The 24,666-nt window shown below is 67.0% G+C and carries 22 protein-coding genes; 5 read left to right on the forward strand and 17 right to left on the reverse strand.

All coding sequences use genetic code 11. The annotated features are described in order from the left end of the window. The first annotated feature begins 16 nt into the window (after positions 1-16). Positions 17-1,561 carry an HDOD domain-containing protein gene (locus HWX09_RS03515; RefSeq protein WP_027783988.1) on the forward strand — a complete coding sequence of 515 codons (1,545 nt, stop codon included), beginning with the start codon at positions 17-19 and terminating at the stop codon, positions 1,559-1,561. An 87-nt stretch (positions 1,562-1,648) separates the two neighbouring features. Here the strand turns inward: HWX09_RS03515 and HWX09_RS03520 are convergent, their stop codons facing one another. From HWX09_RS03520 to hisQ, 11 genes are all read right to left on the reverse strand, one after another. After that, a complete protein-coding gene (locus HWX09_RS03520; protein ID WP_027783987.1) occupies positions 1,649-2,443 on the reverse strand; it encodes an ABC transporter substrate-binding protein in 795 nt (264 codons plus the stop codon). A 354-nt stretch (positions 2,444-2,797) separates the two neighbouring features. Continuing rightward, a complete protein-coding gene (gene astE, locus HWX09_RS03525; RefSeq protein WP_027783986.1) occupies positions 2,798-3,841 on the reverse strand; it encodes a succinylglutamate desuccinylase in 1,044 nt (347 codons plus the stop codon). A 7-nt stretch (positions 3,842-3,848) separates the two neighbouring features. After that, entirely contained in the window at positions 3,849-5,189 is a 1,341-nt protein-coding gene (gene astB / locus HWX09_RS03530; protein ID WP_027783985.1) for an N-succinylarginine dihydrolase, read from the reverse strand. Between the two features lie 14 nt (positions 5,190-5,203). Then, entirely contained in the window at positions 5,204-6,667 is a 1,464-nt protein-coding gene (gene astD, locus HWX09_RS03535) for a succinylglutamate-semialdehyde dehydrogenase (protein WP_027783984.1), read from the reverse strand. Positions 6,668-6,674: 7 nt separating this feature from the next. Then, complete coding sequence (astA, locus tag HWX09_RS03540; protein WP_027783983.1) at positions 6,675-7,721, reverse strand: arginine N-succinyltransferase; 1,047 nt, start codon at positions 7,719-7,721, stop codon at positions 6,675-6,677. Continuing rightward, positions 7,718-8,785: an arginine/ornithine succinyltransferase subunit alpha gene (aruF, locus tag HWX09_RS03545; protein ID WP_027783982.1), complete on the reverse strand. Its 1,068-nt coding sequence runs from the start codon at positions 8,783-8,785 to the stop codon at positions 7,718-7,720. The genes astA and aruF overlap by 4 nt, the downstream gene beginning before the upstream one ends. Positions 8,786-8,815: 30 nt before the next feature. Further along, on the reverse strand, positions 8,816-10,048 hold the full coding sequence (locus HWX09_RS03550) for an aspartate aminotransferase family protein (RefSeq protein ID WP_027783981.1): 1,233 nt from the start codon (positions 10,046-10,048) through the stop codon (positions 8,816-8,818). Between the two features lie 1,018 nt (positions 10,049-11,066). Next, positions 11,067-12,107 (reverse strand): GlxA family transcriptional regulator, encoded by a 1,041-nt coding sequence (locus tag HWX09_RS03555; RefSeq protein WP_027783980.1) that lies wholly within the window; start codon positions 12,105-12,107, stop codon positions 11,067-11,069. Positions 12,108-12,129: 22 nt separating this feature from the next. Then, positions 12,130-12,924: an ABC transporter ATP-binding protein gene (locus HWX09_RS03560; protein WP_027783979.1), complete on the reverse strand. Its 795-nt coding sequence runs from the start codon at positions 12,922-12,924 to the stop codon at positions 12,130-12,132. Positions 12,925-12,944: 20 nt separating this feature from the next. Continuing rightward, entirely contained in the window at positions 12,945-13,658 is a 714-nt protein-coding gene (locus HWX09_RS03565; RefSeq protein ID WP_027783978.1) for an ABC transporter permease, read from the reverse strand. After that, positions 13,655-14,344, reverse strand: a complete 690-nt coding sequence (gene hisQ, locus HWX09_RS03570) for a histidine ABC transporter permease HisQ (protein WP_006488734.1) — start codon at positions 14,342-14,344, stop codon at positions 13,655-13,657. Before hisQ ends, HWX09_RS03565 begins: the two co-directional genes overlap by 4 nt. 82 nt (positions 14,345-14,426) lie before the next feature. Between hisQ and HWX09_RS33945 the strand changes: the two genes are divergently transcribed. Further along, a complete protein-coding gene (locus HWX09_RS33945; RefSeq protein WP_329601543.1) occupies positions 14,427-15,038 on the forward strand; it encodes a BrnT family toxin in 612 nt (203 codons plus the stop codon). After that, positions 15,022-15,318, forward strand: coding sequence for a BrnA antitoxin family protein (locus tag HWX09_RS03580; protein WP_027783976.1), 297 nt, complete (start codon positions 15,022-15,024; stop codon positions 15,316-15,318). The genes HWX09_RS33945 and HWX09_RS03580 overlap by 17 nt, the downstream gene beginning before the upstream one ends. Positions 15,319-15,321: 3 nt before the next feature. Here HWX09_RS03580 and HWX09_RS03585 read toward each other — a convergent pair whose 3' ends face one another. The 5 genes from HWX09_RS03585 to hpnI form a co-directional block, all read right to left on the reverse strand. Beyond that, positions 15,322-15,879, reverse strand: a complete 558-nt coding sequence (locus tag HWX09_RS03585; protein WP_027783975.1) for a hypothetical protein — start codon at positions 15,877-15,879, stop codon at positions 15,322-15,324. Between the two features lie 88 nt (positions 15,880-15,967). Then, complete coding sequence (locus HWX09_RS03590) at positions 15,968-17,017, reverse strand: lysylphosphatidylglycerol synthase domain-containing protein (protein ID WP_027783974.1); 1,050 nt, start codon at positions 17,015-17,017, stop codon at positions 15,968-15,970. Next, the gene (hpnK, locus tag HWX09_RS03595; protein WP_027783973.1) at positions 17,014-17,898 is read right to left on the reverse strand and encodes a hopanoid biosynthesis-associated protein HpnK; all 885 of its coding nucleotides are present in this window, start codon (positions 17,896-17,898) and stop codon (positions 17,014-17,016) included. The genes HWX09_RS03590 and hpnK overlap by 4 nt, the downstream gene beginning before the upstream one ends. A gap of 3 nt (positions 17,899-17,901) precedes the next feature. Then, positions 17,902-19,323: a hopanoid biosynthesis associated radical SAM protein HpnJ gene (hpnJ, locus tag HWX09_RS03600; RefSeq protein WP_027783972.1), complete on the reverse strand. Its 1,422-nt coding sequence runs from the start codon at positions 19,321-19,323 to the stop codon at positions 17,902-17,904. Between the two features lie 151 nt (positions 19,324-19,474). Then, positions 19,475-20,650, reverse strand: a complete 1,176-nt coding sequence (gene hpnI / locus HWX09_RS03605; RefSeq protein WP_027783971.1) for a bacteriohopanetetrol glucosamine biosynthesis glycosyltransferase HpnI — start codon at positions 20,648-20,650, stop codon at positions 19,475-19,477. Between the two features lie 637 nt (positions 20,651-21,287). Here hpnI and HWX09_RS03610 point away from each other — a divergent pair. Next, on the forward strand, positions 21,288-22,286 hold the full coding sequence (locus tag HWX09_RS03610) for an LLM class flavin-dependent oxidoreductase (protein WP_027783970.1): 999 nt from the start codon (positions 21,288-21,290) through the stop codon (positions 22,284-22,286). A 30-nt stretch (positions 22,287-22,316) separates the two neighbouring features. Here HWX09_RS03610 and HWX09_RS03615 read toward each other — a convergent pair whose 3' ends face one another. After that, a complete protein-coding gene (locus tag HWX09_RS03615) occupies positions 22,317-23,378 on the reverse strand; it encodes an alpha/beta hydrolase (protein WP_027783969.1) in 1,062 nt (353 codons plus the stop codon). 184 nt (positions 23,379-23,562) lie between these two features. On the opposite strand from HWX09_RS03615, the gene pdxY reads away from it, so the two are divergent. Next, the gene (gene pdxY, locus HWX09_RS03620; protein WP_027783968.1) at positions 23,563-24,423 is read left to right on the forward strand and encodes a pyridoxal kinase PdxY; all 861 of its coding nucleotides are present in this window, start codon (positions 23,563-23,565) and stop codon (positions 24,421-24,423) included. Positions 24,424-24,666: the final 243 nt, after the last annotated feature.

A 24,666-nucleotide genomic window follows, 5' to 3' on the forward strand; every position in this document is an offset into this window, starting at 1 on the left:
AACCGAACAGATCCGTATGTCAATCACCGAACACCTGCCCCGCACCGCGCTGCTCGACAAGCTGTGGGCGAGGATGAACGAACGGGGCGATTTCCCGCTGCTGTCGGAATCGCTGCGCGCGACGATGGCCGCGATGAAGAACGACGACCTCGACTTCACCGCGCTCGTGCGCGTCGTGCTGTCGGACTTCGCGCTCACGCAGAAAGTGCTGCGCCTCGCGAACTCCGCGATGTACATGGCGTTCGGCGGCAACATCACCACCGTGACCCGCGCACTGATGGTGCTCGGCATGGACGCCGTCGGCCATCTCGTCGTCGGGCTCAAGCTCGTCGACCATTTCCATCAGAGCACGCCGCGTCGCATCGACGCGAAGCTGGAGTTGAACCGCGCGCTGCTGTCCGGCTGCGTCGCACGCAAGCTCACCGAGCGCGCCGAATTGCGCGCGGGCGAGGAAGCCGTCGTCTGCACGCTGATGCGCCAGGTCGGCAAGCTGCTGGTGGTCTGCTATCTCGACAGCGAATGGGACCGCATCCGCCGCCGCGCCGCCGAGCTGAACGGCGACGAATCGGCCGCCTGCGCCGATGTGCTCGGCGTCGGCTTCGACGAAATCGGCCTCGAGGCGGCCGCGCGCTGGCGGCTACCGGACGAGATCCGCGCGGGGATGGCCGACGACGACGGTCACGCGACCTGTGCCGACGCGTTCGACGATGACGACGGTGGCGGCTGCTGCCCGGCGATCACCGCCGGCGACGGCCCGGCCGACCGCGGCCCGACCGATCGCGGCCCGGCCGACCGCATCCGCTGGCTGCGCGCGGTGAGCCGCTGCTCGACCGACGTCGCAACTGCGCTCGCGATGCCCGCGGGCCCGCAGCGCGACGCGCGCGTCGCGGCGCTCGCGCAGCACTGCAGCCCCACACTCGGCATGGAACCCGCGGCGCTCGTCGAGATCGCCGAGCGCCTCGCGCGCGAGGAAGCGAGCGACACCATGATGCGCGAGATCGTCGAGCTGCGCGCGAACGCCGATGCGATCGCGCGCGCGCAGGCCGAGCCCGAGGCATGCCTCGAAGCCGGCCTCGCGGACCTGCGCGCGCTGCCGTCCGAGCACGTGCTGACGCCGGTGCTCGCGCTCGCGTCGGAAAGCCTCCTGGCCGGCCTCGCCTTCACGCGCACCGTGATGTTCGTGCGTCACGACGACGGCACGTTCGCCGCGCGTCTCGGCTTCGGCCCCGGTGTCGACACGGCGCTCGCCCGGCTGCGCTTCGACGAACGCTTCGAGCCGGACGTGTTTCATCTCGCGATCTCGAACTCGGTCGGCATCTTCATCGAACAGGCGCAGGAGCCGAAGATGATGAAGCGCCTGCCCGCGTGGTATCTCGACGCGTTCGACGACGCGCGCGCGTTCGTGCTGCTGCCCGTGCGCGTCGGCGCGACGAGCGTCGCGCTGCTGTACGGCGACTGGGCCGGCGCGCAACCCGCGCGCAAGATCTCGCAGCAGGAGATGGCCGTGCTCAACGAACTCGCGCGCGAACTGGGACGGTTCTTTCCCGCGCCGCCCGGCTGACGCCTGGCCCGCCGCCGTTTCCGCTCCACGAAAGCAAACCGGCCGCATCAGCGGCCGGTTCTTTACCATCGTGCGCGTACGAAACGCTTACTTGAGCGTGACGGGCACGCTGAAGTACTTCTTCGCGAGGGTGTCGATCGTGCCGTCGGCCTTCAGTTCCTTCAGCGCCTGATCGAGCGCGGTCTTCAGCGCCGCATCGTTCTTGCGCAGGCCGAAGCCGACGCCCGAGCCGAGGATCTCGGTATCGCTGACCGTGCCGCCCGCGAACGCGAAGCCCTGGCCTTGCGGCTTCGTCAGGAAGCCCTTCGAGCCGGCTTCCGAATCCTGGAAGGTCGCGTCGAGACGGCCCGACTTCAGGTCGGCGTACGCCAGATCCTGCGTCTGGTACGGCACGACTTCAACGCCGGCCGGCACCCACTTCTTCTTCGCGTACGCTTCCTGGATCGTGCCCTGCAGCACGCCGACGCGCTTGCCCTTCAGCGATTGCGGGGTCGGCAGCAGGCCGCTGCCCTGCTTTGCGATCAGCTGGTTCGGAATCGTGTAGATCGGATCGGTGAACGCGATCGCGTGCTTGCGCTGGTCGGTGATCGTCATGTCCGAGTTGATCGCGTCGAACTTGCGCGCCTGCAGCGCCGGGATCAGGCCGTCGAAGTCGTTCTCGACCCACACGCACTTCGTCTTCAGCTTCGCGCACACCGCGTTGCCGATGTCGATGTCGAAGCCGGTCAGCTTGCCGTCGGGCGTCTTGTATTCGAACGGTGCGTACGAGGCCTCGACGCCGAACCGGATCTCCTTCAGATCCGCGGCAAACGCGCTGCCTGCCGCCACGGCCGATGCCGCCACCACCGCATGCGCGGCCACTTTACGCCAATCCAACTTCATCAGGTGTTCTCCTCGATACTCGAATGTTCCGGAACTACGGGCGCATGCATCATTGCAGGGTCGGATGCCTCCGGCAATTCCGATGCCGCACCGTGATGCGGCGCAACAGCCGCAAGGCCGCGATTGTACCAATCCGCGCGGCCCGATATGGCGAAGCGGCCGCCGATGCGCGATGCTGCGCTGCGTGCCCGGCGGCCGCCACGCCACCTGTCGAACTTGCAAGACCGTGTCGCAAATACGCAAGCGCGACGTGCGCAGCGCCTGCGCGGCGTGCATGCGTCATCGCAAAAATGAATGGACCGCGGGACGACGCGCGGGCCGCGAGTCGTCGCGGCCCGCACGCGTGCGCATCGATCAGACGAGTGCGGCCAGCGTGTCGCGCGTCGTATCGATGACGAGCAGGCCCGCGCGCAAGCCCGGCTTCACGGTCGGGTTCGGGAACACGATGCGTTCCTCGTCGTGCTTCACCGTGTAGCGGTAGTCGCCGTCCTGCGCGAGCACGGTGCCGCGCGGGAACGCGGTGAAGTTCGCGACGTCGGCCGCGACGAACAGCTCGAGCGCGTCGCTCTGCTTCGTGATCTGGTCGATCACCGTGAAGACGCGCGGCAGCGACGGATGGCCGCCCCCGGCATCGACATCGCGCGAGGCACCCGACACGAGCTTGCGCACCGCGCGGTCGGCCGGCGCGAACCGGCTCAGGTCGTTCTCGCCGAACGGCCGCACCTTGCCGAGCTCCAGCGTGCACGCGAGCGCGCCGCAATGCTCGGCCGTGAAATGCGAATACGTGTTGCCTTTCGCCGTATGCAGCAGCACGGCCGCGATGCGTGCGTCGCCGAGCCATTCGACCATGGCGCGCGTGGGCGGCGTGCCCGTGTGCGGCAGCAGCGCGAATTGCTCGAACACCGATGCGCGAATCGCCGTGTGCATGTCGATGTGCCAGCGTGCGCTGCCCGCCGGCGCCGCCGCGAAGAATGCGGATGCCGCCGCTTCGAGTTGCGCGGCGCGCGGCGCTTCGCGGCTCGCGGGCGCCTGCGCGTGACGACCGCTGAACAGCCGGTTCAGATCGTCGTCGAGATAGCGATCGCCCGCGCGCATCGCCGGCACGTTGCCGAGCACGACGAGCAGCCGGCACGCGAGCGGCAGCGCGCCCGACGCCAGATCGCGCACCAGCATCGACAGCAGTTCGATCGGCGCGGTTTCGTCGCCGTGCACGCCGGCCGACACGAGCACGCTCGTGCGCGCCGCGGCGTCGGCGGCTGCCGGTTCGAATGCGAGCAGCCCGTCGCCGAGCCATTGCCAGCGCACCGCGCCGCTTGCGCAGGCACCGTCCTTGTCGGCCGGTGCACCACCGGCCAGCGTGAACGCGAGAAAGTCGTCGAGCAGCGCGGCGGCCGGCATTCGTGCCTCAGCGCTGGAAGTCATACAGCGAACCGACGCGCAGGATCTGCGTGAGCGCGTCGAGCGCCGTGCGCGACTCGTCGAGCAGCGCCGGATCGGCGAGGTCTTCCGGTGCGAGGCGATCGCGATAGTGCTTGTCGATCCACGCGTCGAGCGACGCGAACAGCGTATCGTTGATCCACACGTTCGACGTGACGGCCGCGCGCTCCGCTTCGGTCAGCACGACGCGCAGGCGCAGGCACGCGGGGCCGCCCCCGTTCTTCATGCTTTCGCGCAGGTCGAACACGAGCACGTCGTGAATCGGGCCGTTGCCGGCCGCGAGCTGGTCGAGATAGGCGGCGACCCTCGCGTTCTCGCGGCATTCCTGCGGCACGACGAGCACCTGCGAACCGTCCGCGCGCGACAGCAACTGGCTGTTGAACAGGTACGACGTCACCGCGTCGTTCACGCTCACGGCCGCGTCCGGCACCTCGATCACGTTCAGGCGTGCGCCGCGCGCGTCGAGCGCGGCGGTCAACGTGTCGTAGATCGCCTGCTTGTTGACGAACGCGCGCTCGTGCGTGAACAGCGTCTCGCGGTTGCCGACCGAGATCACGTCGTTGTGGAACACGCCCGCATCGATCACGTCCGGATCCTGCTGCGCATAGACCGTCGCTTCCTCGGCGAGCCCGTGACGATGCGCGACCGCGCGGCTCGCCTCGAAGGTCTGACGGGCCGGGAAGCGCTTCGGCTCGGGGCCGCGGCGGTATTCGGCACGGCCGTACACGAAGAACTCGATACCCGGCTTGCCGTATTCGGCGCAGAAGCGCGTGTGGTTCGCTGCGCCTTCGTCGCCGAGCGCCGGCGTGCCCGTCAGCGCTTCATGCACCGCGAAGTGCGCGGGGTCCGCAAACAGCGTCGACAGCGTGCGGCGCGTCGCTTCGTGCTCGATCGCGCGATGCAGCTTGCTGCACAGGTTCGCCGGCGTGAAGTGCACGCGGCCGTCGCTCGTATCCGCCGACGGGCTGACGGTGGCCGCGTTCGCGGTCCACATCGCCGACGCCGAGCTCGCCGCGGCGAGCAGCTCGGGCGCCTGTTTCGCGGCCTTCGCGATCACGTCGGCGTCCTTGCCCGAGAAGCCGAGCTCGCGCAGCAGGCGCAGCGACGGCCGCTCCTGCGGCGGCAGCACACCCTGCGCGAAGCCGAGATCCGCGAGCTGCTTCATCTTGCGCAGCCCTTGCTTCGCGGCGGCCTTCGGGTTCGCGGCCGACTTCTCGTTGTTCAGCGACGCCACGTTGCCGAACGACAACCCGGCGTAGTTGTGGGTCGGGCCGACGAGCCCGTCGAAATTGGCTTCTTGTGCGTTCATCGTCGCTCCCTCGATCAGAAATGCAGGCCCGGCGACAGGCTCGCGGGCAAAGTCAGTTGCGTGCTTTCCACCGACGCCATCGGATACGCGCAATAGTCGGCCGCGTAGTACGCGCTCGGGCGATGGTTGCCCGAGCGGCCCGTGCCGCCGAACGGCGCGGCGGACGACGCACCGTTGGTCGGCCGGTTCCAGTTGACGATCCCGGCGCGGATCGTGCGGCGGAAGTGCTCCCACACTTTCGCGTCGTCGGCCAGCAGGCCCGCGGACAGGCCGAACGCCGTATCGTTCGCGCGCTCGATCGCGTCGTCGAACGTCGCATAGCGGACGATCTGCGCGAGCGGGCCGAAATGTTCCTCGTCGGGCAGGTTCGCGACGCCCGTCACGTCGACGATCGCCGCGTTCACGAAGCCGAGGCGTGGATCGCGCTGCGTCATCGCGACGATCGGCTTCGCGCCCTGCTCGATCAGGCGCGACTGCGCGTCGACCAGCTTCGCGGCCGCGCGTGCCGAGATCACCGCGCCCATGAACGGCTGCGGATCGGCGTCGAACACGTCGGCGGTGATCTTCGACGTGACGTCGGCGAAGCGCGCGAGGAAGCGGTCGCCGAACGCGCCCTGCGGCACGAAGATGCGGCGCGCGCACGTGCAGCGCTGGCCGGCCGACAGGAACGCCGACTGGATCGTATGATGCACGGCCGCGTCGATGTCCTCGACTTCGCCGATCACGAGCGGGTTGTTGCCGCCCATCTCGAGCGCGAGCACGATTTCCGGACGGCCGCCGAACTGCTTGTGCAGCAGCGTGCCGGTATCCGAGCTGCCGGTGAAGAACAGTCCGTCGATCTGCCGATGGTTCGCGAGCGCGATGCCGGTATCCTTCTCGCCCTGCACGAGGTTCAGCACGCCGGCCGGCAGCCCGGCTTCCTTCCACACCTCGACCGTCGCACGCGCGACACCCGGTGCGAGCTCCGACGGCTTGAACACGACCGTGTTGCCGGCGATCAGCGCCGGCACGATATGACCGTTCGGCAAGTGGCCGGGGAAGTTGTACGGGCCGAACACCGCGACGACGCCGTGCGGCCGGTGACGCAGCACCGCGACGCCGTCGGCCATGTCCTGGCGCTTCTCGCCGGTGCGTTCCTGGTATGCCTGGATCGAGATGCCGACCTTCGCGGCCATCGATGCGACTTCGGTGCGCGCTTCCCACAGCGGCTTGCCCGTCTCGCGGCCGATCGCGGTCGCGATCGCTTCCTTGCGTTCGGTGAGCAAGGCGGCGAAGCGCTTGGCGATCTCGCAGCGGGCTTCGAAGTCGAGCGCCGACCAGCCGGCGAACGCGCGGCGCGCGCTCGCGACCGCACGGTCGACGTCCGCCGCCGACGCACTTTCGCCCTGCCATGCGATCGCGTCGGTGCCCGGGTTGCGCGAAGCGAAGACGGGGCCCGAGCCTGCGACCCAGGCGCCGTCGATGAAGAGTTCCGTCATGATTCGTTTATCCCTGTTTGACTTTGAGCGGCAGCACGCGAACCGGATCGCCGGCCTTCACGTCGAGCGCGACGGCATCGTCGGCCGACAACACGAACGCGCCGTTCGCGACCACGCCCGGCGCGACGCCGACGCGGAAATCCCCGAGCGACGTGTTCGACACGAGCGACTTCGGCGGATGGCCGCCCTGCGCGTCATCGGTTGCATCCGGCACGCCGATCGCGACCGGCACGACGACGCTCTCGCGCACCGTGCGCAGGTCGTTGACGTGGCATTCGAGCACGGGGCCCGCATCGAAGATGTCGACGTGGTTCTGGTAGCGCAGCCCTTCCGCTTCGAGCATCTTGCGGGCCGGCAGCGTGTCGCGGTGCGTGAGGCCGACCGCGTCCTGCGCGTCCTGCGGCAGCAGGTCGACGTACACCGGGTAGCGCGGCATCAGCTCCGCGAGGAACGCCTTGCGGCCGTGCGAGCTGAGGTAATCGGCCGCGTTGAAATCGATCTGGTAGAAGTGCGAACCGACCGCGCGCCAGAACGGCGACGTGCCGTCCTCGTCGAAGTGGCCGCGCAGTTCCGCGCAGATGCGTTCCGGAAAGCGGTCGCGGAACTGCGCGATGAACATGAAGCGCGAGCGCGACAGCAGGCCGCCGACGCCGCCCGTGCGATAGCGCGGGCTCAGGAACAGCGAGCACACTTCCGCGTAGCCCGTCAGGTCGTGCGAGATGTTCAGCGCGGACATTTTCGTCCACACGCCGAGCTCCTGGCTCGCATGCACGACCGTGCTCACGCGATAGTTGTAGAACGGCTGCTCGAGGCCGACCTGCGTTTCGATCCCGCACACGCCCGCGATGTCGCCCGTCTTCGATTCTTCCATCACGAAGAAGTAGCCGGCTTCACCGGGTGCCGCCCGGCCTTCGAGCGTGCGGCGCGAGCGTTCGATGCGCGCGGCGAGCGCGTCGCGGTCGGGCTTGAACGTGGTCAGGCCCGGCCCGGTTTCCTGCGCGAGCGACACGAGCGCGTCGACGTCGCCCGTTTGTACGACCCGAACGACGATCATGCTGCCTCTCCCGTCAAATCTTCATCGCTGCGGCGGTGCAGCGGCACGCAGCGCACGACATCGCCTTCCTTCACATCGAGCGCCGCGCGCACGTCGCCGGCCAGCGGCGCCTGGGCGCCCCGTGCGTCGGCCGTGTCGCCCGGCAGGTCGGCCAGCACGCAGCGAAACGATTCGCCGCTGCCCGTCGACACCATGTACGCGACGTCGCCCTGCTGATGCGCGGCCTCGCGCACGACGCGTTCCGAGCCGTGCTTCACGCACGCGGTGCGGTCGACCTGCGCGGTCAGCACCGGGCCGGCGTCGAAGATGTCGACGAAGCGGTCGGGCTCGAAACCTTCCTCGAGATGGATGTCGTACGCGAGCAACGCCGTTTCGTTCGGCTCGCCGAGCACGCGCTGCGCGGCTTCCGGCAGCAGCGGCACGTAGAGCGGATAGGCCGGCATCACTTCCGCGATGAACGTGCGGCTGCGGCCCCCCGATGCGATGTCGACGTCGGTGAAGTCGCGGCCGAAGAACTTGCGGCCCACCGCTTCCCAGAACGGCGATCCGCCGGTGCCGTCGCTCACGCCGAGCAGCAGCGTGAACACTTCCGGCGTGAATCGGCGGCGGTTCGCGGCGATGTACATCATCCGGGCGCGCGAGATCAGATGCGCGGCCGCGTCGCCGCGCAGCGACGGATCGACGTAAAAGCCCGCGAGCCGGCTCTTGCCGGTCAGCTCGTGCGACATCGTGAGCGCGTGGATCTTGCGGTTCACGTGCAGCTCGCGCGACGCGTGGATCAGTGCGTCGTTGCGGAACGCGTAGAACGGCTCCGAGTAGCCGGCCGCGGCCACGATGCTCGCCGTGCCGAGCAGCTTGCCGGTCGACGAATCCTCGAGCACGAAGAGATAGAACTCCTCGCCGGCGAAATCGACGTCCGCGCGAAACGAATCCTCGGAGAGCGCCACACGCGCTTCGAGCGCCGCGCGGTCGTGCGGCAGCGAGTGCAGGACCGGCTGCGCGGTGCGCGCCATGTGCGCGAGCGCATCAAGATCCGTGAGTTTGCCGGGGCGAACAAATAGCATCGTCGTTCCTGTCTGCGATGGGGGCGCCGATCAGCGCGCGGTGGCTTCCTGTGCGGCGAGCACTTGTTCGACTGCCTTCTCGAAGCGCTTCATGCCTTCGTCGAGCAGGTCCAACGGGATCACCAGCGACGGGACGAAGCGCAGCACGTTCGGGCCGGCGATCAGCATGATCAGGCCTTGCTCGGCTGCCGCGTTGACGAAGTCCTTTGCGCGGCCGTCGAATGCGGCGGTGAGTTCCGCGCCGACCAGGAGGCCCTTGCCGCGGATGTCCTTGAAGATGCCGAAACGCGCGTTGATGCGTTCGAGCGCGCCCTTCAGTCGCACGCTGCGTTCGCGCACGCCTTCGAGGAGTGCCGGTTCGCCGATCAGTTCGACGACCTTGTCCGCGATCGCCGACGCGAGCGGGTTGCCGCCGTACGTCGTACCGTGCACCCCGACCTTGAAGTGCGCGGCCAGCTCGTTCGTCGTCAGCATCGCGCCGATCGGGAAGCCGTTGCCGAGCGCTTTCGCGGTCGTGAGGATGTCCGGCGTGACGCCCGTGTCCATGTAGGCGTAGAACTGGCCCGTGCGGCCCACGCCCGTTTGCACTTCATCGAAGATCAGCAGTGCGTCGTTGGCGTCGCACGCTTCGCGCAGCGCCTTCAGGAACGCCGGATCGGCCGGGATCACGCCGCCCTCGCCCTGCACCGGCTCGACGATCACGGCACAGGTTTTCGGGCCGATCGCGGCCTTCGCGGCTTCGATGTCGTTGAACGGCAGGTGCTTGATGCCTTCCGGCACGGGGCCGAAGCCTTCCGAGTATTTCGGCTGGCCGCCGACGCTGACCGTGAAGAACGTGCGGCCGTGGAACGACTGCACGAACGACACGATTTCGAATTTATCGGCGCCGTGGCGATCGAATGCGACGCGGCGCGCGAGCTTCAGCGCGGCTTCGTTCGCTTCCGCGCCCGAGTTCGCGAAGAATGCGCGATCGGCGAAGGTCAGCGATTCGAGGCGTTTCGCGAGGCGCAGCACCGGCTCGTTCGTGTAGCCGTTGCCGATGTGCCAGAGCTTGCGGCCTTGTTCGTCCAGCACCTTCAGCAGTTCCGGATGGCCGTGGCCGAGCGACGTCACGGCGATGCCGCACGCGAAATCCACGTACTCGCGGCCGGCCGTGTCCCACACGCGGGAGCCCTCTGCGCGATCCGGCACGAACGGGGCGGGGGAAAATACCGGCACCATCACTTCGTCGAATGTCTGGCGGGTCACGGTCGAGGTCGTCATGGTCGTTCCTTTCGGTTTCGTAAGAGGGTTCAACAGGATCAAGTTTAGGTAAGGGTGACGCAAGCGTCTTGCGGAATTGCGACGGGTTCTATCGGAAGGTTTTGGTTTTTGCCCTTCTCGGGGGGAGTTGCTGCCGCTTGGCGGTATTTTGGGGCTTTTGCTGGTTTGGCGGTCCGCTTGCGTTCTTCGCGAAATACCCGCGATCGTGTCGGTCTATTAGCGTCGCCCCTGCGCGGGGCAGCGGTCACTTTTCTTTGTCTTGCCAAAGAAAAGTAACCAAAAGAAAGGCGCCCGAAAACGCATGACCTCCCGGTGCCATCGCCACCAAAGTGGCCACCATCTAAGTGTCCGCGCCAGTCACGAACCCGGAGTGGTTCGAGCAATGGTTCCGACACCACTCACTACACCACGGAGCGGTATACCGCCCGCTAGCTCCATCCTCGCTTCGCTCGGCCGACAGGTCCATCCCCACCCATGCCGGCATCGCCCATTCTTGCAAGGAACCTTCTATGCTTTCGACACGGAGGAAATTTGCTGTGCCCGCAAGAAAATTGGGGGCCGCAAACACGTCGCTATCGCGAGAACACCGATGTCGAACGATCCGGCCACACAAATGTCGAGAGCAGAAAAAGTGCCTGGCAGTCGACTGATCGTGGAGAGGCGCGAACGCCCCGCCCGCTCGGAAGTACTTTGCAGCCGAGCGTAGCGAGGATGGAGCTAGCGGGCGGTATACCGCTCCGTGGTGTAGTGAGTGGTGTCGGAACCATTGCTCGAACCACTCCGGGTTCGTGACTGGCGCGGACACTTAGATGGTGGCCACTTTGGTGGCGATGGCACCGGGAGGTCATGCGTTTTCGGGCGCCTTTCTTTTGGTTACTTTTCTTTGGCAAGACAAAGAAAAGTGACCGCTGCCCCGCGCAGGGGCGACGCTAATAGACCGACACGATTACGGGCATTTCACGAAAACCGCAAGCACACCGCCAAACAAACCAAAACCAAAACCAAACCAAAACCAACCTCAATCCTTCCCCCGCTCGACGAGCGCCCCTCCCCGAGGTTCACTGCCCCCGCCGGTCTGCTTTTCGAGCCAGGCTCGCCGATCCTCCCGCGGCGTGACGCCGAACCTCTCCCGATAAGCATTAGAAAAATGCGCAGCAGAAGAAAACCCACAGGCGAGCGACACTTGAACGACGGACTTACTGGTCCGCTGCAACTGCGTCCTCGCCTTGAGCAACCGAAGATTGAGGTAATACTTGGAGGGCATCGCCCCGAGATACTGCCGAAAGAGCCGCTCCAACTGTCGGCGCGACACGCCGACCAACCCGGCGATCTCATCGGTCGTCAACGGATCCTCGACATTGGCCTCCATCAACAGCAACGCGTCATTCAACCGAGGATGCCGCTCGCCCGGCGCCGTAACGAAAGGAATCCGCTGCCGCTCCTCGCCGCTGCGCAGCGCCCCGACCCCCAACGCATCGGCAATCCGCTCCGCGAGGTCCGCCCCATGTTCCCGGCCAATCATGGCCAGCATGAAATCGACGGTCGCCTGCCCACCGGCACAGGTCGCCCGATCGCGATCGATCTCGAAGATCTGCTGCGTGACGATCGACCGCTCGAATTGCTCGGCAAACTGCTGATACGTCTCCCAGTTCACGCTCACGCGATACCCGGAAAGCTGCCCCGCCATCGCGAGCCACCACACGCCGTGGTGAATGCCGGTCACGACGGGCGTGCGCTGCCCGACCCGAGCGAGACTCGCGAGAAACAACCGGTAATCGGCAAACTGCTGGAACCGCTCCGACACGACGATCAACCAGTCGCACGCAATCGCATCGTTGAACGCCGCATCGGCATGCCATTGCGCGCCGCCCGCGAGCGGCACCGGTCGCCCGTCCCACGAACACACCTGCCAGCGGTACAAAAGCCGTCCGTCGATCTCGTTCGCGAGATTCAGCGCATCGACGATCGGACCCACACCCGACATCGACACGGGCGGCAATGCAACGATCGCCACCTGCATCGTGCGGGTGGCGCCTGCGGGACGGGACACCGGTACCACGGCTGAAACCTGCCCCGTCGCGTTACTTGAGGCTGCCCGACAGGAACTGCTTGAGCCGCTCGCTCTGCGGGCGCACCAGCACTTCCTTCGGATCGCCCTCTTCCTCGGTCCGCCCCTGATGCAGGAACATCACGTGGTTCGACACGTTGCGCGCGAATCCCATCTCGTGCGTGACGACGATCATCGTGCGGCCTTCCTCGGCCAGCTTCTGCATCACCTTCAGCACTTCGCCGACGAGTTCCGGGTCGAGCGCGGAGGTCGGCTCGTCGAACAGCATCACGTCCGGATGCATCGCGAGCGCGCGCGCAATCGCCACGCGCTGCTGCTGGCCGCCGGACAGATGCGACGGATACTGCTTCTCGACGCGCGGTGCGAGGCCGACTTTCTCGAGATACGCGCGCGCACGCTCCTCGGCGTCCTTCTTCGAAATGCCGAGCACGTGCACGGGCGCTTCCATCACGTTCTCGAGCACGTTCATGTGCGCCCACAAGTTGAAATGCTGGAACACCATCGCGAGCTTCGTGCGAATGCGCTGCAGCTGCTTGTGATCGGCGACTTCGAGCGCACCGGCGCGGTCGGTCTTCGTGCGCACGGCCTCGCCGTCGACGACGATCTGCCCCGCATTCGGCCGCTCGAGGAAATTGATGCAGCGCAGGAACGTGCTCTTGCCCGAACCGCTCGCGCCGATGATGCTGATGACGTCACCGGCCTTCGCGTTCAGCGACACGCCCTTGAGCACCTCGTTGTCGCCATAGCGCTTGTGGATGTCGAGCGCCGCAAGCTTGGTGGCAGCGCTCGTTTGAGTGATCTCGGCCAACTGGCTCTCCTCGAGTGAATTCAATGACGGGCGGCCGCGAGATACGCAAGCCAGTGGCGCTCCGCGCGGCGAAACGCCGCGACGAGTGCGAAAGATACCGCAAGATAGATCAGCGCGGCGATCCCGAACGACTGGAACGCCATGTAGGTCGCGGAATTGGCATCGCGCGCGACCTTCAGGATGTCCGGCACGGTCGCCGTGAACGCGACGGTCGTCGCGTGCAGCATCAGGATCACCTCGTTGCTGTACAGCGGCAGCGCGCGGCGCAGCGCCGACGGCAGGATCACGCGGCGGTACATCGTGAACGGCGTCATCCCGTACGCGCGCGCCGCCTCGACCTCGCCGTGCGGGATCGCCCTGATCGCACCGGCGAAGATCTCGGTGGTGTATGCGCAGGTATTCAGCGCGAACGCGAGAATCGCGCAATTGAACCCGCTGCGGAAAAACGCGTCGAGCAGCGAGTGCGAGCGCACGAACTCGAGGCTGTACATGCCCGTGTACATCAGCAGCAACTGCACGTAGAGCGGCGTGCCGCGGAACACGTACGTGTAGAACCGCACGGGCATCGACACCCACTTCTTCTTCGACACGCGCGCGACCGCGAGCGGCACCGCGCACACGAAGCCGAACGAAATCGACGCAACGAGCAGCCACAGCGTCACCGCGAGGCCGGACAGGCGCTGGCCGTCCCAGAAAAGGAACGCCTTGCCGAATTCCTGGAGGATCTCGATCATAGTTCTGCGTGCCGCACGCCCATGGAATAACGCTTCTCGAGCTGGATCAGCACGAGGTTGGAGACGGTCGTGATCGCGAGATAGATCAGCGCCGCGACGAGGATGAAGAAGAACATGTTGAACGTGCTCTTGCCGGCGTCCTGCGCGGCCTTCACGACGTCCGCGAGACCGATGATCGACACCAGCGCGGTCGCCTTCACGAGCACCTGCCAGTTGTTGCCGATGCCCGGCAGCGCGAAGCGCATCATCTGCGGAAACATGATTCGCGCGAACACGCGCGCGCCGCTCATCCCGTAAGCCGCGCCGGCTTCGAGCTGGCCGCGCGGCACCGACAGGAACGCGCCGCGAAACGTTTCGGTGAAGTACGCGCCGTAGATGAAGCCGAGCGTCAGCACGCCGGCCACGAATGGATCGATGTCGATCTGGTTCCAGCCGACGAGGTCGGTGAACTGGTTCAGCCAGATCTGGATGCTGTAGAACAGCAGCAGCATCAGCACGAGATCGGGCACCGAGCGGATCAGCGTCGTATAACCGGTCGCGATCGCTCGCAGCACCCGGTTGTGCGACAGCTTCGCCACCGCGCCGATCAGCCCCAGCGCCACCGCGGTGGCGAGCGACAGCACCGACAGCTCGATGGTCTGCACGGTGCCGGCCCAGAGGACAGGACCAAAGCCGTAAAGGAACACGCGCGTCTCCAGAATTGAATGAATGCCGACGCGTATGCGTGTCCCGCGCCGGGCTGACGCGGATAGTCGCAAGCGAAATTGATTGCCTCAAATCACCGTGCGCGCGGTTGCTGCGCCGCAGCAATTCGTCCCACCATTTGCGTGTACGGCCTACGCCACTGTTTCAAAAGGAAAAAAAACGCTCCCTGACAGTCTCATGACACGCCGGGAAGCGGGCTTTTTGCAATTTTCCGGTCGCTTTTTCGATATAGCCGCGAACTGGCCATCGAGCCGAATGGGCATGTGCGGCCCCACGCCACACAATCGCTCGCTCATGCCCGCCACGCGATGCACGCCGATTCGATGTCAGCCGCGGCGACGCCCCATTTTCGCATCTACAAAAACCTCTTGCCACCTCATGTTTTCGCATCCACAATTAGTCGAAATTCCGTTCATTTTCGACGATGCCAAGGATCTGTCGAACCGACTGAAACACGGCATATCGCTGCGAATGGCCGAATTCGCCGAGTGGGAAGCAGCGCGCGTGTGGCCGGACGTCCGTCGCGATTACGGCGAGGCGCGCTGGATCTGTCTGGTGCCGATCGGCACGCGCCTTCACACGGCGATCGTCGTCCCGCGCGGCCGCGCGCTGCGTATCGTCAGCCTGCGAAAAGCCAACAACCGAGAGATGATTCGATATGAAGAAGGCGGTTAAATTCATACGCAACACGCCCGAGGAAGAAGCAGCGATCGCACGCGGCATCGCCGCCGATCCGGATGCCCATGAACTCAGCGACGAAGAAATCGATGCGATGGAGCCGTTCGTCGAGGTCGTCGCGAAGAAGTTCGGGCGCCCGAAGCTCGAGCACCCGAAGGAGCAGGTCAGCATCCGCTACGACGCCGACATCCTCGCCGCGTTTCGGGCGGACGGCCCCGGCTGGCAGACGCGCATGAACGACGCGCTGCGCGACTGGCTGAAGAAGCGCCGCGCGTGAACGTCACCGCCCTTTCAGGATGTCGGAGCGCGAAGTCGTATAGACGAGCCCGTCCGGGCCGAAATGGACGTTGAAGAACGCGTCGGTGTTGACACCGTCCTCGAGCCAGCGCCAGCTCCAGACCGTCTCGGGCTTCAGCGGATATTGCGCGATGTCGCCGGGCTTGCCGAGCAGGCGTCGCACCTCGTCCTCGTTCATCCCCGGGCGCACTTTCGCGAAATTCTCGGCGGTCAGCACCTGCGTCGCGCCCGTGTAGCGCCCGTTCGCATCGAGGTCGACGAACCAGGTCTGGTTGCCCATCGGGCCGCGCGGATATTCGAGACGCTTCGAGCCGTCAGTGAACGTGCGCTCGGTCTCGGGCTTGCCCATCGTGCCGCGCACATCGGCCTCGGTCGATTCGCCGACCTTCAGCCCCTTCAGCAGCAGCGGCGCGGGCTTGATCGCGTTGAAGAAGTCCCTGATACGTTGCACGTTGAACTCGCCTTGCTTGTCGTCGCAGCCAGTCAGCACCAGCGCGGCGGCCAGCATCGTTACTGAAAGCAGCCGGAAACGGAAGATCATCGGAAGGAATGCGCGTGGAGAAAACACGCGGCAAGGATACCCGCGCGGCGCCAAAAGCGCGAGACGGGCCGTGCGGCCCGTCTCGTGTTCAATGCGTCGTTTCGGTTTCGGTCCGGGTTTCGGACGCCCGGTTCGCCGGCGGCGGCGTGCGCGGCCCGGCCGACGGCACGCCCAGACGGCGGCGCGTGCGCATCAGCTCGGCAAGCTGCCACGAGCCGAGCGCGAGGCAACCGAACAGCACCTCGCGCCCGCGCTTGACCACCGCGAGCGACAGCGCCGCCTCGCGGTCGACGCCGAACATCTGCGCGAGCAGTACGACGGTCGCTTCCTGCACGCCAAGCCCGCCCGGCACCATGAACGCCGCATGCCGCACCGCCTGCGTCATCGCCTCGATCGCGATCGCGCCGCCGATCGACACCGGATGGCCGAGCAGCGCGAGCGCCCAGTAGATCTCGAGCGCACCGAGCACGTAGCCGGCCAGTTGCCAGAAGAAGGTGCTGAACAGCAGGCCCGTGCGCGACATCAGCGAATCGATGTCGGCGTCGAGCCGGCGACCGTCGACGCCCTGCAGCAGCCGATGCGAATCGCCGAGCAGGCGGCCCGCGAAACGCTCGATCGCATGGAAGATACCGCCGCGCCGCATCAGCACCACGCCGAGCACCGGCAACGGCAGCGTCAGCAACAGCGCGAGGCCGATCGTGCCGCCGCCCATGTTGTCGGTCGTCGCGAGCAGCAGCACGAGGCCGAGCGCCGCGAACGCATACTGCACGACGATCGTCACGAGCACCTCGACGATCACCGACGCAGTCACACGGCTCGCGTCGGGCACCTGCCAGCGCGCGAGCCGGATGCCGACGATCTCGCCGCCGATCCCGACCACGGGCAGCAGCCGGTTCACGGCCTCGCGCACGGTCGCGATCCACCACAGGAACGGCAGCGAGCTGCGCCGGTCGAGCAGCAGGTGCCAACCGTACGCATCGAGCAGCAGCGGCAGCGCGTGGAACGGCACCAGCCACAGCAGCGCGTAGCCGGCGCGCGCGAGCATCTGCGACACGTCGCCGATGCCTTCGTGCAACCCCAGCGCGAGCAGGATGCCGATGCCGATCGGCCAGCCGAGCCACTTGATCCACTTGCTCATGACGGCTGCGCTCCCGGTGCGCGCGACGCGTGCGCGCCGCGCCGTGCCGCGGGCTCGCCGAACACGTCGGCAAAGCCGCCGGTCGCGACGCCCGCCGCCTTCAGCGCGGCGGCGACGCGCGGCGACAGCAGCGCATCCAGTTCGTCGGCGGGACGGTAGCCGGCCATCGTCGGCGTGATCGGGCCGTCGCCGGCTTCGGCCGGATGGCAGTAGATCTCGCCGACGCCCGGCGGGAGCTTCGCGAGCGCGTCGAGCAGCACGGCCTCGTCCATCGCGCCCGTATGCTCGATGCCGACCACGTAGTCGTTGTGCGCGAGCCCGGCCCGGTCGAGCCGCGCGCGCACCAGCGCGATCCACGGCTTGAGCAGCGCGGGCGCGCCGGTTTCGTACGGCAGCCGCACCGCGCGCAGCCCGTAGTCGCGGCCGATCTCGACGATCATCGACAGCACGGTCGGATGCAGATGGAAATGCTTGTGCGCGTTCACGTGGTCGAGCGGCAGGCCGCTCGCCGCGAACGCATCGAACTGCGCACGGATTTCGCGGCGCAGTTGCGCACGAACGTGCGGCAGGAAGAAGAAGCGACAGCCGTCCTTCGCCATCGCGTCGCCGAATCGCCCGTCGGGGCCGACGAGCGCGGGAATGTCATGCGCGGGCAGCGTGGCCGGCCCGTCCGCGAGCACCAGATGCAGGCCGACCGCGAGCGACGGCAGCCGCCGCGCGCGTTCGATCGCATCCTGCGCCGCGGGCGCACCCACCATCAGGCTGGCGGCGTTCAGCACGCCGTCGCGGTGCGCACGCTCGACCGCCGCGTTGACGCGCGGATGCAGCCCGAAGTCGTCCGCGGTGAAGATCAGCGCCCGCGCCGCCCGCTGCGTCGCCACGAATCAGGCCTCGTGCGCGCGCAGGAAGCGGAAGAACTCGACACCTTCGCGCAGGCGGCGCTTCATCATGTCCCAGCTCGTCAGCATCTCGCGCACGATCTCCCAGATCTTCGACGGACGGAAGTAGAACTGGCGATAGAACTGCTCGAGGTGGTGATAGATCTCGTCGCGCGACAGATGCGCGTAGCCGATCGCCGCGAGCTGCACGCCTTCCTTGCTCACCAGGTTGATGGTCTTGTTCTCTTCCATCCAGCCGTTTTCCACGGCCTGCTTGTAGAGCGTCGTGCCCGGATACGGGGCGGCGAGCGAGACCTGGATCGTGTGCGGATTGATTTCCTTCGCATACTCGATCGTCTTCTTGATGGTCTCCTGCGTCTCGCCCGGCAGGCCGAGAATGAAGGTGCCGTGGATCTTGATGCCGAGCTTCTTGCAGTCCGCGCTGAAGCGGCGCGCGAAATCGGTGCGCACGCCCTTCTTGATGTTCACGAGGATCTGGTCGTCGCCCGATTCGAAGCCGACCAGCAGCAGGCGCAGGCCGTTTTCCTTCATGATCTTCAGCGACTTGTACGGCACGTTGGCCTTCGCGTTGCACGACCACGTCATGCCGAGCTTGCCCAGGCCAACGGCGATGGCTTCGGCGCGCGGCAGGTCGTCGGTGAAGGTGTCGTCGTCGAACATCAGTTCCTTCACTTCCGGCATGTTGTCGCGGATCCACTTCGCTTCCGCGAGCACGTTCTCGACCGAGCGCGTGCGGTACCGATGGCCGCTGACCGTCTGCGGCCACAGGCAGAACGTGCAGCGCGACTTGCAGCCGCGGCCCGTGTAGATCGATACGTACGGATAGTTCAGGTAGCCGATGAAGTAGTTGTCGATCTTCAGGTCGCGCTTGTAGACGGGCGCGACGAACGGCAGTTCGTCCATGTTCTCGAGGATCGGACGCGCTTCGTTGTGCTCGATCGAGCCGTCCTTCGCGCGCCAGCTCAAGCCCTGGATCTCGGGGAACGGCTTGCCTTCGGCGATTTCCTTGCAGGTGTAGTCGAATTCCTCGCGACACACGAAATCGATCGCGTCGCTCGCCGTGAGCGAGTTGTGCGGATCGACCATCACCTTCGCGCCCACCATGCCGACCAGCATCGTCGGCTTCATCTTCTTGAGATCCTGCGCGAACATCGCATCGGTCGGGAACGACGGCGTGCTCGTGTGAATGATCACGAGATCGTAGTCGTTGGCGATTTTCAGCGTTTCGTCGACCGACAGGCCGTCGGCCGGTGCGTCGACGACGCGGCTGCCCGGCACGAGGGCGGCCGGCTGCGCGAGCCAGGTCGGATACCAGAAGGAACGGATTTCGCGCTTCGCCTGATAGCGCGAGCCGGCTCCGCCGTCGAAGCCGTCATACGAAGGGGCCTGCAAGAACAGCGTTTTCATGAATGCTCCGGTAGCCTGCATAGTTCGTTTCGTTACAACGAATCAGTCAAAAAACCGCGGCCGCCATGCCGGCGCCCGCCTCTCTGTCATGTCGCGCCGCGCGCCTTCGCCTGCGACGCGCTCGGCCCGCGGGCCGGTTCGATCGACGGCCCTAGCGGCCGTCCACTGCTTCCACGGCCGCCGTCGCGCGTTCGCCGCCGACGACCGTCATTCTCGCGCCGCGCCACACGACGTGCGTGCCGAACGCGGCCGCGAGCCACTCGAGCGCGAGCAGCGTGTCGCGCACCGCGACGAGCGGCAGGTCGCGCCAGAACGCGCGCCAGCCGTCCTCGCCGCGCGCATGCAGCACGAGCCGCCCGAATGCGCCGACCGCGGCCGCGCCGCCCGCCAGCCAGCCGGCGAAGGTGCCGTCGAGGCGCAATGCGAGCGCCGCGCCGATCGCGAGCCACGGCACGGTAAACGTAATGAACAGGAACGCGAAGCCGGCCGGGTTCAGCGAACGAATCGTGCGCAGCCAGCGCGTCTCGCGGTGCCAGAGCGGCCCGAACGACGGTTCGATCACGTCGGTCGCGACCTCGACCTCCGACAGCACGGTGCGCCGCCCGAGGCGGCGCGGCAGCTCGGCCAGCCAGAAATCGTCGGCCAGCTCGTCCTTCAGCGCGAAGAGACCGCCGATCCGGTCGAGCGTGTCGCGCGTGAGCGCGAGCGTCGCGCCGAAGCCGAAGCGGCTCGAGCGGCCGAGGTGCGTGATCCGCACCGACGGCGCGAACCAGGCATCGACGAACTGCGCGCCGATCCGCGTCCAGAAGCCGCCGACGCTGCGCGCATGATACAGGCACGTGACGACCCCGACCGACGCGTCGGCGAGCGGCGCCGTCACGCGCTCCAGATAGTCGGGCTGCACCGCGATGTCGCTGTCCGCGATCACGATGCGGCCGTATTTCGCGCGCGCGGCGAGATTGATCAAGTTGCTGACCTTCAGGTTCTTGCCATGCACGCGCGCGTCGATCACGAGCGTGATGTCGCACTCCGGATGATCGGCGCGCAGCCGCTCGACGATGGCGATAGCCGGATCGGCGGACGATGCGACGCCGAACAGCACCTCGTGGCGAGGATGGCGCTGCACGCAGAAGGTCGCGAGGTTTTCGTACAGGTGCGGCTCGGCGCCGCACAGCGGCTTGAGCACGCTGACCGGCTCGAAGCCGTCGCGCGCCGCCGTGCGCGGCGTGCGCGGCCGCGGCGCGAAGGCCGCGACGAGCGCATAGCCGGCCGCGGCCAGCGTGAACGCGATCAGGAGCCAGTCGAGCAGCGTTGCGGTGGGCGTCATGCGCGACGCCTCCGGGCGACCTGGGCGCCATGGCGAACGCTCGAACGTGATTGAGCGTGATGCGGTTTTCCGACAACGACGAACGCGGGCACGACCCGACTCCTTGTTCCAGCAGCGTCTGTAATGGGGAGGCACGACCCGTGGTTCGGGTTCGGCCATGCCCGGCTTCGCGTGGCGTATCCCCGCGCAGCGCCAGGACGGCATGCGGGAAGACTCGAATGGCTCCATCGGCACAACATGGGCAGGCGCCGGATTTTAGCAGTCCGCGCCGCCCTGCGCTCGGCGCTACGAGAAACGGACTAGTGCGATTCCGGCAAAGCTGAGCGGTCGACGAACCCGATCGGCCCGGCCACGTTCACGTTAGCGTAAGCACTTTGCAGGCGTATTGCAGTCTTGAAAATCAAACGTTTCGTGCAAATTTGTATGTCGATGCGGTTTCATTTCCAATCGCCGTAAAGTTTGGTAATTAATCAGCGATTAGATTGATTTTTGCAACGATCGCCGCAAGCAACCCTGCACCCCTGTAAGGCGCATGGGTATCCGTGCGCCGCCAGCACGTTCCGGAACCCTTTGGCAAAATCCTTGGCGTTTGTTGCGTAAGCGCATCACCACGCCACCCCGTTTCGAAGGTCTTCCGATGACACCTTTTTCCGTACTCGATCTCGCCCCCATTCCGGCCGGCGCCGACGCCTCGCAAGCGTTCCGTAATACCGTCGACCTCGCGCAGCACGCGGAGCGCTGGGGCTACCGGCGCTACTGGCTGGCCGAGCATCACAACATGCCGGGGATCGCGAGTGCGGCCACCTCGGTCGTGATCGGCCACGTCGCGGGCGCCACGCAGACGATCCGGGTCGGCTCGGGCGGCATCATGCTGCCGAACCATGCGCCGCTCGTGATCGCCGAGCAGTTCGGCACGCTCGCGTCGCTGTATCCGGGGCGCATCGACCTCGGCCTCGGCCGCGCGCCCGGCACCGACCAGACCACGTCGCGCGCGCTGCGCCGCGACCTGGTCGGCAGCGCGGACTCGTTTCCGGACGACGTCGCGGAGCTGCAGCGCTACTTCGCGGAGCCGGTACCCGGCCAGCGCGTGCGGGCGGTGCCCGGCGCAGGGCTCGACGTGCCGGTGTGGCTGCTCGGCTCCAGCCTGTTCAGCGCGCAGCTCGCGGCGATGCTCGGGCTGCCGTTCGCGTTCGCGTCGCACTTCGCGCCGGATTATTTGATGCGCGCGCTCGAGATCTATCGCGCGCAGTACCGGCCGTCCGCCGCATGGCCGAAGCCGCATGCGATGGTCGGCGTCAACGTGTTCGCGGCCGAGACCGACGACGAGGCACGGCGCCTGTTCACGTCGCTGCAGCAGCAGTTCATCAACCTGCGGCGCGGCACGCCGGGCAAGCTGCCGCCGCCCGTCGACGTGCTCGAGGCGAACGAACTCGAACTCGCGACCGTCGCGCACTCGCTGTCGTTCGCGGCAGTCGGCTCGCGCGACACGGTGCGCGACAAGCTGCGCGAGCGCATCGCGCAGACGGGTGCCGACGAGCTGATCGTCACCGCGCAGATCTACGATCACGCCGCGCGGCTGCGCTCGTTCGAGCTGACCGCGCAGATCCGCGACGAGCTCGCGAACGAGGCAAGCTGACGGCGCGGCCGCTCGCCGCCTGCCCCCGCATCACTGCGGGTGCACGGCCTCGAGCCCGTCGAGCAGCGCCTTGTGGAAGGCGTCCGGGTCCTGGATCTGCGGCGCGTGTCCGAGCGCCGGGAATTCGACGAGCTGCGCGCCGGGAATCGCGGCCTGCGTGCGCTTCGCGAGCTCCGGATAGCGGCCGAGCTTCGCGTGCACGTCGGGCGGCGCGACGTCCTTGCCGATCGCGGTCGTATCCTTGTCGCCGATCATCAGCAGCGTCGGCACGCGGATCGCGCCGAATTCGTAGACCACCGGCTGCGTGAGGATCATGTCGTAGATCAGCGCGGAGTTCCACGCGACCGCGTCGCGGCCGGCGCCGCGATACATCCCGGCGAGCATCTGCACCCAGCGCTCGTACGACGGCGACCACTTGCCCGCGTAGTACGTGCCCTGCTCGTAGCGGCGGATGCCGTCGGCCGTGGTCTTCAGTTCGCGCGCATACCAGTAGTCGACCGACAGCGGCGGCACGCCGAGCGCCTTCCAGTCCTCGAGGCCGATCGGGTTCACGAGCACGAGCTGGTCGGTCGCCTTCGGATACATCAGCGCGTAGCGGATCGCGAGCATCCCGCCCGTCGAGTGGCCCAGGATCGTCGCCGACTTCACGCCGACCGATTCGAGCAGCGCGTGCGTGTTGCGCGCGAGTTGCTGGAAGCTGTACTGGTAGCGCTCGGGCTTCGACGACTTGCAGAAGCCGATCTGGTCCGGCGCGATCACGCGATAGCCGGCGCGGCTCAGCACGCCGATCGTGTCCTCCCAGGTCGCCGCACAGAAGTTCTTGCCGTGCAGCAGCACGATGGTGCGGCCGTTCGGGTGGGCGGGCTGCACGTCAAGGTACGCCATCTCGAGGGTTTCGCGCTGCGACACGAACGCGTACTCGTGCACGGGCGCCGGATACGCGAACCCTTCCAGGCGCGGGCCGTACACGGGCCCGTCGTTGGCGACGGCCGTCGCGGCGATGGCCGCAAAGGGCATCGCGCATGCGGCGGCGGCACTCGCGCCGAGCACGGCGGCGCGCGCGACGGACAACATCTTGCAAATCGAAAGCATGGCGATCACGGTGATTGGGGACGCGCGCGGGCAGCCGGGCTGCAGCCGTGCTGCGTCGCGCCCCGCGATTCTACGCGCTCGCGTGACGACGGCGCGCAACACTCCGGGGCCGCGCGACTTCCGCGCGTATGACGAACTCGGGTATCGTGTGACGTGACCCTGAAACGCGTGCAGGCGAATTCCCATGAAAAACGTCCTCAGCATTCAGTCGCACGTCATCTACGGCCATGCCGGCAACAGTGCGGCCGTGTTCCCGATGCAGCGTCTCGGCATCAACGTCTGGCCGCTCAACACCGTCCAGCTGTCGAATCACATGCAGTACGGCCACTGGGCCGGCAGCGCGATCGATGCCGCGAAGATGGAACAGCTCGTCGACGGCGTGGCCGCCATCGGCGCGCTCAAGCGTTGCGACGCGGTGCTGTCCGGCTTCCTCGGCTCGCCGCCGCAGGCACGCGCGGCGGTCGAGATCGTGCGCTCGGTGAAAGCGATGAATCCGAACGCGTGGTACTTCTGCGATCCGGCGATGGGCCAGACGGGCGGCATCCGGCCCGAGCCCGGCGTCGAGGAATTCATCGTCCAGGAAGTGCCCGCGCTCGCGGACGGCATGTCGCCGAACCACACCGAACTGCAGAAGCTCGCCGGGCGGCGCATCGAGACCGTCGCCGAAGCCGTCGACGCGTGCCGGGCGCTGATCCGCCGCGGCCCGAAGATCATCCTCGTCAAGCACCTGCACGACCGCAACAGCCCGGCCGACCGTTTCAACATGCTCGCCGTCACCGAAACCGAAGCGTGGATCGGCCAGCGGCCGCTGTATGCGTTTCCGCGCCATCCGGTCGGCGTCGGCGACCTGACCAGCGCGATCTTCGTCGCGTGCCGGCTGCGCGGCGACTCGGTGCGCGCCGCGTTCGAGCACACGCTCGCGGCCGTGCATGCGGTCGTGAAGGCCACCTACGACGCCCGCCGCTACGAACTCGAACTCGTCGCCGCGCAGGACGAAATCGCGCGGCCGAGCGAATGGTTCGGCGCGTGGGTGACCGACGCCTGATGCCTGACGCCTGACGCGTGCGCATCGCCATCCTGGCCGCTGCCGTCCTCTGCCGTCCTCTGCCGTCCTCTGCCGTCCTGGCCTTCCCTCTCCCGCCCCGCTATTCCGCTATTCCGCTATTCCGCTATTCCGCTATTCCGCTATTCCGCTATCCCGCTGTCCCGCTGTCCCGCTGTCCCGCTGTCCCGCTGTCCCGCTGTCCCGCCGCTCCCCGCTCCTCCGGCGTGCCACGCGCCGCCCGCC

Origin of the sequence: Burkholderia sp. BCC1208, assembly GCF_902833095.1 — a bacterium.
Classification (GTDB): Bacteria; Pseudomonadota; Gammaproteobacteria; order Burkholderiales; family Burkholderiaceae; genus Burkholderia.

Bases quoted from the DNA above. Each gene is read 5' to 3' on its own strand.
- pdxY (WP_027783968.1), top strand. From the start codon at position 23,563: ATGAAAAACGTCCTCAGCATTCAGTCGCACGTCATCTACGGCCATGCC.
- HWX09_RS03580 (WP_027783976.1), top strand. From the start codon at position 15,022: ATGAAGAAGGCGGTTAAATTCATACGCAACACGCCCGAGGAAGAAGCA.
- astD (WP_027783984.1), bottom strand. From the start codon at position 6,667: ATGACGGAACTCTTCATCGACGGCGCCTGGGTCGCAGGCTCGGGCCCC.
- HWX09_RS03520 (WP_027783987.1), bottom strand. From the start codon at position 2,443: ATGAAGTTGGATTGGCGTAAAGTGGCCGCGCATGCGGTGGTGGCGGCA.
- HWX09_RS03565 (WP_027783978.1), bottom strand. From the start codon at position 13,658: ATGATCGAGATCCTCCAGGAATTCGGCAAGGCGTTCCTTTTCTGGGAC.
- HWX09_RS03515 (WP_027783988.1), top strand. From the start codon at position 17: ATGTCAATCACCGAACACCTGCCCCGCACCGCGCTGCTCGACAAGCTG.
- HWX09_RS03590 (WP_027783974.1), bottom strand. From the start codon at position 17,017: ATGAGCAAGTGGATCAAGTGGCTCGGCTGGCCGATCGGCATCGGCATC.
- HWX09_RS03585 (WP_027783975.1), bottom strand. From the start codon at position 15,879: ATGATCTTCCGTTTCCGGCTGCTTTCAGTAACGATGCTGGCCGCCGCG.
- HWX09_RS03550 (WP_027783981.1), bottom strand. From the start codon at position 10,048: ATGACGACCTCGACCGTGACCCGCCAGACATTCGACGAAGTGATGGTG.
- astE (WP_027783986.1), bottom strand. From the start codon at position 3,841: ATGCCGGCCGCCGCGCTGCTCGACGACTTTCTCGCGTTCACGCTGGCC.
- astA (WP_027783983.1), bottom strand. From the start codon at position 7,721: ATGATCGTCGTTCGGGTCGTACAAACGGGCGACGTCGACGCGCTCGTG.
- HWX09_RS03610 (WP_027783970.1), top strand. From the start codon at position 21,288: ATGACACCTTTTTCCGTACTCGATCTCGCCCCCATTCCGGCCGGCGCC.
- astB (WP_027783985.1), bottom strand. From the start codon at position 5,189: ATGAACGCACAAGAAGCCAATTTCGACGGGCTCGTCGGCCCGACCCAC.
- hpnJ (WP_027783972.1), bottom strand. From the start codon at position 19,323: ATGAAAACGCTGTTCTTGCAGGCCCCTTCGTATGACGGCTTCGACGGC.
- aruF (WP_027783982.1), bottom strand. From the start codon at position 8,785: ATGCTATTTGTTCGCCCCGGCAAACTCACGGATCTTGATGCGCTCGCG.
- hpnI (WP_027783971.1), bottom strand. From the start codon at position 20,650: ATGACGCCCACCGCAACGCTGCTCGACTGGCTCCTGATCGCGTTCACG.
- HWX09_RS03615 (WP_027783969.1), bottom strand. From the start codon at position 23,378: ATGCTTTCGATTTGCAAGATGTTGTCCGTCGCGCGCGCCGCCGTGCTC.